The sequence below is a fragment of the Streptomyces sp. SID1328 genome (genome assembly GCF_009865595.1).
Classification (GTDB): domain Bacteria; phylum Actinomycetota; class Actinomycetes; order Streptomycetales; family Streptomycetaceae; genus Streptomyces; species Streptomyces griseoluteus.
Genome location: NZ_WWKH01000358.1, coordinates 1 through 13851, shown reverse-complemented (window position 1 = coordinate 13851; position 13851 = coordinate 1). Strand labels below are relative to the sequence as shown.

Here is a 13851-nt window from a genome sequence, read left to right as displayed (position 1 = left end):
CTGCCGGTGCTCGCGGTGGGGCTGCCGACCGGGCTGTTCACGCTGGCGGTGGGCAGCGGGACGGCGGGGCTCACCTGGGCGGAGGGGCTGCGCGGGGTGGTCGGCTGCGCGCTGTATCCGACGCTGATGGCGCTGCTGGCCGCCGGACTCGCGGCCGTGCTGCGCAGCGGGGCCGGCACGCTCGGGCTGCTGATCCCGTTCCTGCTGACCGTGTCCTTCGTCGTCGGAGACCTCGCCTCGGGAGTCGCCGACTGTCTGCCCGACCGGGCGGGCCAACTCGCCCTGCACAGCGCCCCCGAGGGCCCGCTCGGCCCCTGGACCGGGCTCGCGGTGACCGCGCTGTGGGCGGGGGCGGCGCTGGGCGCGGGCGCCTGGTGCGTGCGGCGGCGGGACGCCTGACACGCCTGACGCGCCGCCAATTGTCAGTGGCGGCGGCTTTACTGGAGTGCATGGATGTCGTCGCACGGCACCTCGCCGCCATCGACCGGCTCCGCACGCGGGACCTCCCGGCGGGCGGGGCCGGTCACCACACCGTGGAACTGGAGACCGGCCACGGGCCGGGACCCGCCGCGGACGACGTCCACGCCCTGCGCGAGGCGATGGCCCAGCACCTCGGCGCCCGCTGGGGCGAGGCACCCCCCTGGGGCCAGCTCACCCTCCGCCTGCGCCTCGCCGGCGGCGAGGAGATACCCGAGCCCTGGGCCACCCTCTGCCTGCGCACCGACGAACTCGACGTCTGGCAGGCGGAGGAGGTGTGGCTCGCCCTCGGCGTGGCCGACCGGGAGGAGACCGAGGAGATACGCCTCCTCGCCACGGTGACCCGTACGGCCCCGCCCTAGGGCGGGGCCGCAAAGTCCCGCCCTAGACCGCCTCCCGCAGCCGGCCGAACTCCTCCGCCATGCCCGCCACCGTCCAGTGGGCGTTCAGGCCGCTCGGGTTGGGCAGCACCCAGACGCGGGTGTCGCCGAACGTGCGCTCCTGCGGGCCCACTTGGGCCTTGCGGTCGCCGAAGGCCGCACGGTACGCGGTCACGCCGACCACGGCCAGCCAGCGGGGCGCGTACCGCTCCACCTTGGCGGCCAGCACCCGGCCGCCCTCGACGTACTCCTCGGCCGACAGCTCGTCCGCGCGGGCCGACGCCCTGGCCACCACGTTGGTGATGCCGAGGCCGTAGGCGAGCAGCTCACGCTCCTCGGCCGGCTTGAGCTGGCGCGGCGTGAAGCCGGAGCGGTGCAGCACCGGCCAGAAGCGGTTGCCGGGGCGGGCGAAGTGGTGGCCGGTGGCCGCCGACATCAGGCCCGGATTGATGCCGCAGAACAGGACATGGAGGCCGTCCGCGAGCACGTCGGGCACGAGACGGTCGCGGGCGGCCTCCAGTTCCGCCTGGGTCAGGGGGCTCAGAGGATCGCTCCGGGCGTGTAACCGGCCGCCTCCGGACGCTGCTTGGCGATCTCCTCGATCCGGCCCACGACCACGCCGACCTGGTCGGCGGCCGCACCGGTGAAGGACAGCTTGTCGGCCATCAGCGCGGCCAGCTGCTCGCGGTCCAGCGGCAGCCGGTCGTCGGCGGCGAGCTTGTCCAGCAGGTCGTTGCGCTCGGCGCCCTGCTCGCGCATGGCGAGGGCGGTGGCCACCGCGTTCTCCTTGATCGCCTCGTGCGCGACCTCGCGGCCCACGCCCGCGCGCACCGCGCCCATCAGCACCTTGGTCGTGGCGAGGAACGGCAGGTAGCGGTCCAGCTCGCGGGCGACGACGGCCGGGAAGGCGCCGAACTCGTCCAGCACGGTCAGGAACGTCTCCAGCAGGCCGTCCAGCGCGAAGAACGCGTCCGGCAGCGCGACCCGGCGCACCACCGAGCAGGACACGTCGCCCTCGTTCCACTGGTCGCCCGCCAGCTCGCCGGTCATCGAGGCGTAGCCGCGCAGGATCACCATCAGGCCGTTGACGCGCTCGCAGGAGCGGGTGTTCATCTTGTGCGGCATCGCGGACGAGCCGACCTGGCCCGGCTTGAAGCCCTCGGTGACCAGCTCGTGCCCGGCCATCAGCCGGACCGTCTTGGCCAGCGAGGACGGCGCCGCCGCCAGCTGCACCAGCGCGGTGACGACCTCGTAGTCCAGCGAGCGCGGGTAGACCTGGCCGACCGAGGTGAACGCCTGGCCGAAGCCCAGGTGGTGGGCGATGCGCTGCTCCAGCTCGGCCAGCTTGGCCGCGTCCCCGCCCAGCAGGTCCAGCATGTCCTGCGCGGTGCCGACCGGGCCCTTGATGCCGCGCAGCGGGTAGCGGCCCAGCAGCTCGTCGACCCGGCCGTAGGCCACCAGCAGCTCGTCGGCGGCGGTGGCGAACCGCTTGCCCAGAGTGGTGGCCTGCGCGGCCACGTTGTGCGAGCGCCCGGCCATGACCAGCTCGGCGTACTCGCCCGACAGCCTGCCGAGGCGGGCCAGCACGGCCACCGTGCGGTCGCGGACCAGCTCCAGGGAGAGCCGGATCTGGAGCTGCTCGACGTTCTCGGTGAGGTCGCGCGAGGTCATGCCCTTGTGGACGTGCTCGTGCCCGGCGAGGTCGTTGAACTCCTCGATCCGCGCCTTCACGTCGTGCCGGGTGACCTTCTCGCGCTCGGCGATGGAGGCCAGGTCGACGGTGTCCAGGACGCGCTCGTAGTCGGCGATCGCCTCGTCCGGCACCTCGATGCCCAGGTCCTTCTGGGCGCGCAGCACGGCGAGCCAGAGCTGCCGCTCCAGCCTCACCTTCTGCTCGGGCGACCAGAGCGTGGCGAGCTCGGCGGAGGCGTACCGTCCGGCGAGGACGTTGGGGATGCGGGGCTTGGCGGGCGCTGAAGTCACGTGTACGGATTGTACTGGCGATTCGTGCAGGCCAGCGCCGTGGGGTGGCTCGGAGGAAGCTACAAGGCGCGCGGGCCGGGCACCGAAGGCGGATTCCCTACTCTTGCACTATGCGCATGCGTCCTACGTTGAGCTGGACCCCGAGCGGAGATCTGCCGCCGGGCATCACGGACCCGGAGCCGGTCGCCGAGGCGCTGAGCGCGGGCGGGGTGCTCGTACTCAGCGGGGCGGGCATCTCCACCGAGTCCGGCATCCCCGACTACCGGGGCGAGGGCGGCAGCCTGAGCCGGCACACCCCGATGACCTACCAGGACTTCACCGCCGGGGCCCCGGCCCGGCGCCGGTACTGGGCCCGCAGCCACCTCGGCTGGCGTACCTTCGGCCGGGCCCGCCCCAACGCCGGGCACCGGGCGGTGGCCGCCTTCGGGCGGCACGGCATGCTCTCCGGCGTGATCACCCAGAACGTCGACGGCCTGCACCAGGCGGCCGGGAGCGAGGCTGTCGTGGAACTCCACGGCAGCCTCGACCGGGTCGTCTGCCTCTCCTGCGGCGACGTCAGCGCCCGCCGCGTACTCGCCGAGCGCCTGGAGGAGGCGAATCCGGGGTTCGACCCGGTGGCCGCCGGCATCAACCCGGACGGCGACGCCGACCTCACCGACGACCAGGTCGGGGACTTCCGCGTGGTGCCCTGCGCGGTCTGCGGCGGCATCCTCAAGCCGGACGTGGTCTTCTTCGGCGAGGCCGTCCCGCCCGCCCGGGTCGCGCACTGCCGCGCCCTGGTCCGCGAGGCGGCCACGCTGCTGGTCCTGGGCTCCTCGCTGACGGTGATGTCCGGCCTCCGCTTCGTCCGCCAGGCGGCCGAGGCCGGCAAGCCGGTGCTCATCGTCAACCTGGCCCCCACCCGAGGCGACGTCCACGCCCGCGCGCGGGTCGCCCTCCCCCTGGGTCCGGCCCTCACCACCGTCGCCGGCCGGGTCGGGGTGTCCCTGGACGGTGCCGGCTCCCGCGTCGGGTGACCGGTGCTACACCGGGTCCTCCTGCGTCAGCTCGTAGGGGAGCAGGTCCGGGCGCTTGGCCGGGAGGCCGTCGCCGGAGGAGCGGCCGGTGAGGCGGCGGGCTATCCAGGGGAGCAGGTACTGGCGGGTGAAGCGGACGTCCGCGACCCGGCGGGCCCCCCAGCCGGGGGGCGGGGTGGCCGCCATGGGGGTGCGCCACTCGGCGTCCTCGGCGTCGTGGCCGAGCGCCTGCCAGACCGCCTCGGCCACCCGCCGGTGCCCTTCGTGGGTGAGGTGCAGCCGGTCCACGTCCCACAGGCGCGGGTCGCCCAGCGAGGGCGCCCCGTACAGGTCGACCACCACCGCGTCGTGCTTGGCGGCCAGCTCGTCCACGCAGGCGAACAGCTCCTCCATGCGCGGCCGGAACCGTTCCAGCACCGGGCCCTGGCGGCCGGGGCTGCGCATCAGCACCAGCCGCACGCAGTTCGGCGCCAGCCGTTCCACGGCCTCGGTCAGCAGGTCCCGCACCCGGACCATGTCGCACTTGGGGCGCAGCGTGTCGTTGAGCCCGCCGACCAGCGTGATCACGTCGGGGCGCATCGCGGCGGCGAGCGGTACCTGCTCGTCCACGATCTGCTGGATCAGCTTGCCGCGCACCGCCAGGTTGGCGTACCGGAAGCCGGGCGTGCGGGCGGCCATCCGGGCCGCCAGGAGGTCCGCCCAGCCCCGGTAGGAGCCGTCGGGCAGCAGGTCCGACATGCCCTCGGTGAAGGAGTCACCGAGGGCGACGAGGCTGGTGTATGCGGGAGGTGTGGGATTCGTCTGCATGGCGACAGCGATGGTATCCCGGCGCCATACCCACCGGTCGGTCCCCCCGCCCCCACCCCCGGCACCGCTCAGGCGGGCTGCCCGAACAGCTCCCGCAGCACGTCCTCCATGGTCACCAGCCCGGCCAGTCTGCCGTCCGCGCCGATCGCCGCCGCCACGTGCGTACGGCTGCCGCGCATCGCGGTGAGCACGTCGTCCAGCGGGGAGGACTCCCGCACCCGCGCGATCGGCCGCATGTCGCGCAGCCGGAACGGCACGTCGCGCGGCGAGGCGTCCAGCGCGTCCTTCACATGCAGGTAGCCCACGATCCGGCGTCCCACGTCGACCACCGGAAACCGGGAGAACCCCGACTCCGCCGACAGCCGCTCCAACTCCTCCGGGGTGACCCCGACGCTCGTGTAGACCACCCGCTCCAGCGGCACCACCACGTCCCGGACCGGGCGGCTGCCCAGCTCCAGCGCGTCGTGCAGCCGCTCCTGCGCCCGGTCGTCGATCAGGCCCGCCTCCGTGGCGTCCTTGACGATCTCGGCCAGCTGGGTGTCGGTGAAGGTCGCGGACACCTCGTCCCTGGCCTCCACCCGCAGCAGCTTCAGCAGGCCGTTGGCGAAGGCGTTGATGGCGAAGATCACCGGCCGCAGCGCACGCGCCAGCGCCACCAGCGGCGGGCCGAGCAGCAGCGCGGTGCGCACCGGTTCGGCCAGCGCGATGTTCTTGGGCACCATCTCGCCCAGCAGCATGTGCAGATAGGTGGCCAGGGTCAGCGCGATCACGAACGACACCGCGTGCCCCGCCCCCGGGGGTACCCCGACCGCGTGGAACACCGGCTCCAGCAGATGCGCGATGGCCGGCTCCGCGACCACACCGAGGACCAGCGTGCACAGGGTGATGCCGAGCTGCGCGGCCGCCAGCAGCGCCGACACGTGCTCGAGCCCCCACAGCACCCGCCGGGCCCGCTTGTCGCCCTCCACGGCCAGCGGCTCCACCTGCGAGCGGCGCACCGAGATCAGCGCGAACTCGGCGCCCACGAAGAAGGCGTTGACGACCAGGGTCGCCAGACCGATCAGGATCTGTACGGCGGTCATCGCGCCCTCCCTGTCGACTCGTCGGCGTGCCCGCCGTCCGATTCCTTCACCGGCGCGTGCAGCAGCACCCGCGCGGCCCGGTGCCCGGAGGCGTCCACCACGTCGAGGCGCCAGCCATCGACGTCCACGCTGTCGCCGACCTCCGGGATACGGCCCAGCTCGGTGGCGATCAGCCCGGCCAGCGTCTCGTACGGGCCGTCGTGCACCTTCAGGCCCACCCGCGCCAGTTGGTCGGTGCGGGCCGCGCCGTCCGCCGAGTACAGGGTGCGGCCCCGGTCGTCGGTGCCGGCCGGGGCCAGGTCGGGGGTCTCGTGCGGGTCGTGCTCGTCGCGGACCTCGCCGACGACCTCCTCGACGATGTCCTCCAGCGTGGCCACGCCCGCCGTGCCGCCGTACTCGTCTATGACGACGGCCATGGTGCGCCGGCCGGACAGCCGGTCCAGCAGGCGGTCCACGGTCAGGGACTCCGGGACCAGCAGGGGTTCGCGCATGATCTGGGTGACCGAGCGGACCGGCCGCTCCTCGGCGGGCAGCGCCAGTACGTCCTTGATGTGGGCCACGCCGACCACCGAGTCCAGGTTGCCCCGGTAGACCGGGAAGCGGGAGAGGCCGGTGGCCCGCGTCGCGTTCGCCACGTCCTCGCAGGTGGCCAGGGTGTCGAGGGCGACGACCTGGACCCGGGGGGTCATCACGTTCTCCGCCGACAGGTCCGCCAGGTTCAGCGTGCGCACGAACAGTTCGGCGGTGTCCGGCTCCAGCGCGCCCGCCTTGGCGGAGTGCCGGGCGAGCGCCACCAGTTCCTGCGGGCCGCGCGCGGAGGCCAGTTCCTCGGCGGGCTCCAGACCGAGGCGGCGTACGACCCGGTTGGCGGTGTTGTTGAGGTGGGTGATGAAGGGGCGGAAGGCCAGGCTGAACCAGCGCTGCGGGGTGCCCACCCGCTTGGCCACGGCCAGCGGCGAGGAGATCGCCCAGTTCTTCGGCACCAGTTCGCCGACGACCATCAGGAACACCGTCGACAGGGCGGTGCCCAGCACCAGCGCGGCCGTGCCGGCCGACGCCTCGGAGAGGCCCATCGCACGGAACGGCCCGGAGAGCAGCGCCGCGATGGACGGCTCGGCCAGCATGCCGACGACCAGGTTGGTCACGGTGATGCCGAGCTGCGCGCCGGAGAGCTGGAAGGTGAGCTGGCGTACGGCCTTCAGCGCGCCCTGGGCGCCGGTCTCCCCGTTCGCCGCGGCCCGCTCCAGTTCGCCGCGCTCGACCGTGGTCAGCGAGAACTCGGCCGCGACGAAGGCGCCGCAGGCGAGCGAGAGCAGGATCGCCACCAGCAGGAGGAGCACTTCGGTCATCGGGTCACCTCCGTCCCAGGATCGGTCAGGACGGGGAGGACCGCGCGATGTCGGTGACGCGGACCGGCAGGGTCGCCCATGGGCGGACGCTCACAACCTTTCATCGAGTGCCGAGGTGCTGCCCCAATGGTAAAGGATCAGCAAAGCGGCACGCGTGGGTTCAGCCGGTCAGCGGCTTGACCCAGCGACGCCACTTCTCCTCCGGCCCGTACCCCGCCGCGCTCCAGGCATGGTGCGCCGTCTCGTTGCGCACCAGCACCATCGCGTCCACACGGCGTCCGCCCAGCGCGGCGAACCGGTCCTCGGCCGCCGCCAGCAGCGCCCGCGAGATGCCCCGGCGGCGGTGGCCGGGGTGCACCGCGAGCCGGTAGGCCGAGCACCGCCAGCCGTCGAAGCCCGCGATGACGGTGCCGGCCAGCACTCCGTCCAACTCCGCCAGGAGCAGGGCCTCCGGGTCCCGCTCGATCAGCCGGGCAACCCCGGCGTGGTCGTCGCTGATGCTCGTCCCCTCGGCGGCCTCGCCCCAGAACGCCAGCACGGCGTCGATGTCGGCGGGCAGGGCGTGACGGATGCTCGGATCGCTCATGCCCCGAGCCAAGCAGACCACCGACCACCGGAACAGGAGGTTTCCGGTACGCGAGACCGGGCGGCCGCGCCCTCAGCGGGGCTGGTCCCGCTCCCGGCGCACCTGGGCCCGGCGGCCCTTGACGTTGGCGCCGCGCATGGCGCGTACGACGTCGTCCGCCGCCTCCTCGGGGACCTCCACCAGGGAGAAGCGGTCCGCGATCTCGATGGCGCCGATGTCCCGGCCGCTCAGGCGGGTCTCACCGGCGATGGCGCCGACGAGGTCCTGCGGCCGTACGCCCGCGCTGCGTCCGGCGCCGACGAACAGCCGGGTCATGCCCGGCGAGGTCCGGCCGCGCGGCCGTCCGCGCTGGCCCCGGTCGCGGTCGCCGCCCCGGCCCCGGTCTCCGCGGTCGCGGTCCCTGGGCGCCGGCTCCGGGATCTCCTCCTCGTCGAAGGCCGTCCCGCCCGACTCGTGGGCCAGCTTCACCGCCGCCAGCGCCACGTCCATCACGTCGAACTCGTCCCCGAGGGTCTCCACCACCACCCGGAACCGCTCCAGGTCCCCGTCCTCCATCAGGCTCTCCTGCAGCGCCGCCCGCGTCAGCTCCAGCCGCCTGGCCCGCAGGTCCGCCACCGAGGGCACCTTCTCCAGCGGGACCTTCCGGCCGGTCGCCCGCTCGATCGCCTTCAGCATCCGGGACTCGCGGGGCTCCGCGAGCGTGATCGCCACGCCCTCGCGGCCCGCGCGCCCGACCCGGCCGATGCGGTGCACGTACGACTCCGGCGCCGAGGGCACGTCGTAATTGATCACGTGCGTGAGGTGCTCGACGTCGATACCGCGCGCCGCGACGTCGGTGGCGACCAGCAGGTCCGCCGTACCGCCGCGCAGCCTGCCCATCACCCGGTCCCGCTGCTCCTGGCTCAGCCCGCCGTGCAGCGCCTCGGCCCGGTAGCCGCGCCCGTTGAGGGTCTCGGAGAGCTGGTCGACCTGGTCACGGGTGCGGCAGAACACGATCGCCGCCTCCGGGGACTCCACGTCCAGCAGCCGCCCCAGCGCGGCCGCCTTCTGCGCCCGCCCCACGATGTACGCCGACTCCCGCACGCGCGGCGCCTCACCCGGCGCCGGGGCCTCCCGCTCGATCCGCACCCGCACCGGGTCGCTGAGGTGCTTGCGCGCCATGGAGTCGATCCGCGAGGGCATCGTCGCCGAGAACAGCACCGTCTGCCGCTCCTCCGGCACGTTCTCCAGGATCGAGTCGATGTCCTCCGCGAACCCCATGTCCAGCATCTCGTCGGCCTCGTCCAGCACGACCGTGCGCAGGCCGCCGAGGGGCAGCGTGCCGCGCGCGATGTGGTCCAGCGCGCGGCCCGGCGTCGCCACCACCACGTCCACCCCGCGCTGGAGTTCGCGGAGCTGGCGGCCGATGGGCTGGCCGCCGTAGACCGGCAGGACGCGGACGCCGAGGTCGGTGCCGTAGCGGTGCACGGCCTCCGAGACCTGCATGGCCAGCTCGCGGGTCGGCACCAGCACCAGCGCGCTGGGTCCCTTGCCCCTGCCCTCGGCGGCGATGCGCTGGATCACCGGCAGCGCGAACGCGGCGGTCTTGCCGGTGCCGGTGGCCGCCTGTCCCAGCAGGTCGTTGCCCTCCAGCAGGGGCGGGATGGCCTCCTGCTGGATCGGGGTGGGCTCCTCGTAGCCGAGCGCGGTCAGCGCCCGCTGGATCTCCGGGGCCAGGGCGAGATCGGCGAAGCCGACCTGCCCGTCGCTGGTGTCGGTCGTCATGGCGCATCCCTTTTCGGCTGGGGGACGCGGTACCTGGGTGGCCGGCCGGGCCTCGAAGACGCGCGGGCCCGCGCGGGAGCCCGAAGTCCGCGCCGAGGACGCGCCCCCTTGCAGTTCACACGGTACGGACCATCTATACCGTGCCGTGCCGGGGAGAAACCCGCCACCGGACCGGGGCCCTCACTCGTGGGCGATGGCCGCCAGTACGTTCATCCGTGACGCCCGCAGCGCCGGGAACAGGGCAGCCACCACGCCCACCACCGCCGAAGCGATCATCACGGCGACGATGGTGCCCCACGGCACCTGCAGCTCCTTCAGCCCGCGCAGCGCCAGCACCTGCTGACCGCACACGCCCCACACCAGCCCCAGCGCCAGCCCGAGGACCGCGCCGAACACCGCGATCACCACCGACTCCAGCCGGATCATCCGGCGCAACTGCCGCCGGCTCAGCCCGATCGCCCGCAGCAGCCCGATCTCGCGGGTGCGCTCCACCACCGACAGCGCCAGGGTGTTGACCACGCCGAGCACCGCGATGACGATCGCCAGCCCGAGCAGGGCGTACACCAGGTACAGCAGTACCGAGATCTGGTCGTGCACCAGCTTTTTGTAGTCGGCCTGGTCGCGGACCTGGAGCTGCGGATACGGCTTGAGCGCCGATGTCAGGCTCGCCCGCAGGCCGGCCGCGTCGGTGCCGGGCGCCGTGTTGACGTAGAGCACCGAGTCCTGGCCGCCGGGGACGTACTTGTCCACCGTGCCGAGGCCCAGGAAGATGCCGCCCTGCGTGCCGAAGCCCTCCGGCGACTCCAGATTGGTGAGCGCGCCGACCGTCAGCCGGGCCACCTTGCCGCCGGGGAACTCGACGGGCAGCGTGCTTCCCAGCCGCGCCCCGTGACCCTGCGCGAACTTGGCGTCCATCGCCAGCCGGCCGTCCGCCAGCGCGGCCCCGGTGCCGCCGCTCGCGTAGGTGAGGTGCACGACGTCGTCCAGACGCGGACCGTAGGCGGAGGCGGCCGTCTGCACCCGTCTGCCGTCCGGCATCCGCACCGCGAGCGGCGTGATCCGCTGCGGTACGACCAGCCCGACGCCCTCCGTCCCCTGCACCGTGCGCCGTACATCGGCGCTGAACGGGGTGAAGCCGGCGCTCTGCACGATGAAGTCCGCGCCCAGGGTGCGGTCGATCTGCCGGTCGAACGAGGCCGACATCGAGGCGCTCGCCACCGACATCCCGCCGACCAGCGCGAGGCCCACCATCAGCGCCGCCGCCGTGGCACCCGTACGGCGCGGGTTGCGCAGCGCGTTGCGCTGGCTCATCCGGCCCACCGAACCGAACAGTGCGGGGAAGGCGCCGCCCAGCACCCGGATCACCGGCCGCACCAGCAGCGGCCCGGCGATCACCATGGCGATCAGCGTCAGCACGACGCCCAGCCCCAGCAGCGCGGCCGCCGGAGCCGCCTTCGTCGCCGCCACGCACCCGGCCAGCGCCGCCGCCCCGGCCACGCCCATGACCGCGCCCGCGACGGCCCGGCCGGTCAGCGGCTTGTCCACCCCCGCGATCTCCGCGTCCGACAGCGCCGCCATCGGCGACACCCTCGCCGCCCGCCGCGCGGGGAGGTACGCGGCGACGAAGGTGACGCCCACCCCGACGACGTACGCCGCCACCGGCGTGCCCCAGCCGATCACCATCTCGGTGGCCTTCAGGTTCATCCCGAACAGGCTCATCAGCCGGATCAGCCCGTACGCCATCCCGATCCCGGCCGCGAGGCCCAGCGTGGAGCCCACCACGCCGAGCAGCAGTGCCTCCAGCAGCACCGAGCGCCGCACCTGACGCCGGTCCGCGCCCAGCGCCCGCAGCAGGCCGAGTTCACGGGTGCGCTGGGCGATCAGCATGGAGAAGGTGTTGACGATCAGGAAGATGCCGACGAGCACCGCGATCCCGGCGAAGCCCAGCATCACGTACTTGATCACGTCGAGGAATCCGCCGAGGTTCGCCGCCGCCGATTTGGCCTGTTCGGCGGCGGTCCGCAGCTCGTAACCACCGCTGCCGACCGCGGCGGCGACCCGGTTCTTCAGCTCCGGGTCGGTGACGCCCGGCGCCGCCTCCACCGAGATGGAGGTGGCCTTGCCCGCCGAGCCCAGCAACTGCTTCCCGGCCGTGGCCTGGTCCAGGAAGACCAGCGCGGCGCCGGGGTTGGTGGTGCGGAAGGTGGCGATGCCCACGACCCGCACCCGGAACGTGCCCGGCTGGGCCTGCACGGTCAGCGTGTCGCCGATGCCCACGTGCTTCTTGCCCGCGGTGTCCGCGTCCAGCAGGGCCTGGTCCGCGCCGCGCGGGGCATGACCCGAGGTCAGCTCCACCGGACTGCGGTCGGTCAGGTGCCAGGAGGTGGCGATCGTCGGGGCGCCGGTGGTCGGGCCGACGGACCGGTTGCTGCTGTCGATCACCGTGACGTTCTGCACCGACACGTCCGCGTGCGCCGAGGCGACACCGGGGACCTTCGCCACCCGGCCCGCGAGGTCCGCGGGCACCGTCTGTGTCGCGCCGCCCGGCACCGGGGAGCGGAGGTCCTGCTTCGGGCCGACCGTCACGTCCGCCGCCGTGGAGGCGAACAGCCGGTCGAAGGTGCGGGTCACCGTGTCGGAGAAGATAAGGCTTCCCGAGACGAAGGCCACGGACAGTACGACGGCCAGCGCGGAGAGCGCGAGCCGCCCCTTGTGCGCGAGAAAACTTCTCAGGGTCGCCTTGAGCACGGGAGTTCAGTCCTCCCGCGCCACGGCGTCGTCGCCGAGCCGGCCCCGGACCACGTCGAACGCCTTCATCCGCTCCAGCACGGTGTCCGCCGTGGGCCGCTCCATACGGTCCACGATCCGGCCGTCGCCCAGGAAGAGCACCAGGTCGGAGTGGGCGGCGGCGCCGGGGTCGTGGGTCACCATGACCACGCTCTGCCCGAGGTCGTCCACCGCGCTGCGCAGGAAGCCCAGCACCTCCAGACCCGAGCGGGAGTCCAGGTTGCCGGTGGGTTCGTCCGCGAAGATCAGCTCCGGCTGCGAGGCCAGCGCCCGGGCGCAGGCGACACGCTGCTGCTGGCCACCGGACAACTGGGCAGGGCGGTGCCCGAGCCGGTCCCGCAGTCCCAGGCTGTCGATCACCTGGTCCACCCAGCCGGGCTCGGGCTTACGGCCCGCGATGTCCATCGGCAGGGTGATGTTCTCCGCCGCCGTCAGGGTGGGGATCAGATTGAACGACTGGAAGACGAACCCGACCCGGTCCCGGCGCAGCCTGGTCAGCTCGCTGTCCTTCAGCCCCGTGATCTCGGTGTCCCCGAGCCACACCTGCCCGGCCGAGACCGTGTCCAGGCCGGCCAGGCAGTGCATCAGTGTCGACTTCCCCGACCCGGAGGGCCCCATCACGGCGGTGAACCGTCCGCGCGCGATGTCCACGTCCACCGAGTCCAGCGCGATCACGGCCGTCTCCCCAGTGCCGTACGCCTTGGTCAGCCCCCGTGCCCGCGCCACCGTCCCCCGTCCCGGCACCGCACCCGGCGCGTCCTGAGCAGCAGATGTGAACAAGATGCACTCCCCATCGCCTCGACATCCCGGCTCCACGGCCAGGGCCCGAGCCTAGTGTGACCCGAACCACACCTGAAACGGTGTTCGGCGAACGGCGGAGCGACGGATGCAGGAGGGGAGGAATCCGTACGTTCCTACCGCGTCCCTTCCCCTTCCCGTTCCCGGAACCCGTCCGCGTCCCACGTCCCCCACAGGCGGGGGGACAGCCAGGCCGGGGCCCGGTGGCGGAAGTCCGCCGGGGGCAGGGTGCCCGTGCCCCGGGGAAGAGCGCCGAGGAGGGGGGCTCCGGCGACCTCCGGTAGGTCGGTGACGTTGCAGCGGGTGGCGAGGTCCGGCTCGGAGGGCCAGGAGCCGATCACCACGCCGGTCAACTCCAGTTCGCGGCGCTTCAGTTCCCGGGCCGTCAGTTCCGTCGCGTTCAGCGTGCCCAGGCCCGCCGGGGCCACCAGGAGGACCGGGGCGTTCAAGAGGGACGCGGCGTCGGCCAGGGTGCCGCCCGCGGGGTCGAAACGGACCAGGAGGCCGCCCGCGCCCTCCACCAGGACCAGGTCGTGGTCGGTGGCGAGCTTGGCGGCGGCCTCGGCCACGTCCTGGGGGCGGACCGGGGGGAGGCCGGAGCGGCGGGCGGCCGTGGCGGGGGCCAACGGGTCGGGATAGCGGGCCAGTTCACGGGACGTGACCGGGCCCGCGAGGCGGGCCACCTCGTCGGCGTCGCCGCGCTCGTCCGGCCGTACGCCCGTCTGCGCGGGCTTCAGGACGGCCACCGAGCGGCCGGCCGCGAGGGCGGCGGCCGCCACGGCGGCCGTCACCATCGTCTTGCCGATCTCCGTGCCCGTCCCC

General features: G+C 73.6%; 12 protein-coding genes and 1 pseudogene. 3 read left to right on the top strand and 10 right to left on the bottom strand.

Features of this window, described 5'->3' with window-relative positions:
* Together GT030_RS10675 and GT030_RS10670 are read left to right on the top strand one after the other, a co-directional pair.
* Positions 1–399 (top strand): annotated as a pseudogene (locus GT030_RS10675) (ABC transporter permease); the annotation flags it as partial.
* 50 nt (positions 400–449) lie between these two features.
* Positions 450–839, top strand: coding sequence for a hypothetical protein (locus tag GT030_RS10670; protein WP_161200888.1), 390 nt, complete (start codon positions 450–452; stop codon positions 837–839).
* Between the two features lie 22 nt (positions 840–861).
* On the opposite strand, the gene mug is transcribed toward GT030_RS10670, so the two are convergent.
* Complete coding sequence (gene mug / locus GT030_RS10665; RefSeq protein WP_161200889.1) at positions 862–1401, bottom strand: G/U mismatch-specific DNA glycosylase; 540 nt, start codon at positions 1399–1401, stop codon at positions 862–864.
* On the bottom strand, positions 1398–2840 hold the full coding sequence (gene purB, locus GT030_RS10660; RefSeq protein ID WP_031181915.1) for an adenylosuccinate lyase: 1443 nt from the start codon (positions 2838–2840) through the stop codon (positions 1398–1400). The genes mug and purB overlap by 4 nt, the downstream gene beginning before the upstream one ends.
* A 110-nt stretch (positions 2841–2950) precedes the next feature.
* On the opposite strand from purB, the gene GT030_RS10655 reads away from it, so the two are divergent.
* The gene (locus GT030_RS10655) at positions 2951–3856 is read left to right on the top strand and encodes an NAD-dependent protein deacetylase (RefSeq protein WP_161200887.1); all 906 of its coding nucleotides are present in this window, start codon (positions 2951–2953) and stop codon (positions 3854–3856) included.
* Positions 3857–3862: 6 nt separating this feature from the next.
* On the opposite strand, the gene GT030_RS10650 is transcribed toward GT030_RS10655, so the two are convergent.
* The 8 genes from GT030_RS10650 to bioD form a co-directional block, all read right to left on the bottom strand.
* The gene (locus GT030_RS10650) at positions 3863–4663 is read right to left on the bottom strand and encodes an SGNH/GDSL hydrolase family protein (RefSeq protein ID WP_161200886.1); all 801 of its coding nucleotides are present in this window, start codon (positions 4661–4663) and stop codon (positions 3863–3865) included.
* A 68-nt stretch (positions 4664–4731) separates the two neighbouring features.
* Positions 4732–5745, bottom strand: coding sequence for a hemolysin family protein (locus tag GT030_RS10645; protein WP_161200885.1), 1014 nt, complete (start codon positions 5743–5745; stop codon positions 4732–4734).
* Positions 5742–7094, bottom strand: a complete 1353-nt coding sequence (locus GT030_RS10640; protein ID WP_161200884.1) for a hemolysin family protein — start codon at positions 7092–7094, stop codon at positions 5742–5744. The genes GT030_RS10645 and GT030_RS10640 overlap by 4 nt, the downstream gene beginning before the upstream one ends.
* A gap of 160 nt (positions 7095–7254) precedes the next feature.
* Entirely contained in the window at positions 7255–7680 is a 426-nt protein-coding gene (locus tag GT030_RS10635; RefSeq protein WP_161200883.1) for a GNAT family N-acetyltransferase, read from the bottom strand.
* Positions 7681–7752: 72 nt separating this feature from the next.
* Positions 7753–9444 (bottom strand): DEAD/DEAH box helicase, encoded by a 1692-nt coding sequence (locus GT030_RS10630; protein ID WP_161200882.1) that lies wholly within the window; start codon positions 9442–9444, stop codon positions 7753–7755.
* Between the two features lie 180 nt (positions 9445–9624).
* On the bottom strand, positions 9625–12192 hold the full coding sequence (locus GT030_RS10625; protein WP_161200881.1) for an FtsX-like permease family protein: 2568 nt from the start codon (positions 12190–12192) through the stop codon (positions 9625–9627).
* 6 nt (positions 12193–12198) lie between these two features.
* On the bottom strand, positions 12199–13011 hold the full coding sequence (locus tag GT030_RS10620) for an ABC transporter ATP-binding protein (RefSeq protein ID WP_161200880.1): 813 nt from the start codon (positions 13009–13011) through the stop codon (positions 12199–12201).
* 134 nt (positions 13012–13145) lie between these two features.
* On the bottom strand, positions 13146–13851 hold a 706-nt coding region (gene bioD / locus GT030_RS10615; protein ID WP_161200879.1), incomplete at its 5' end, for a dethiobiotin synthase.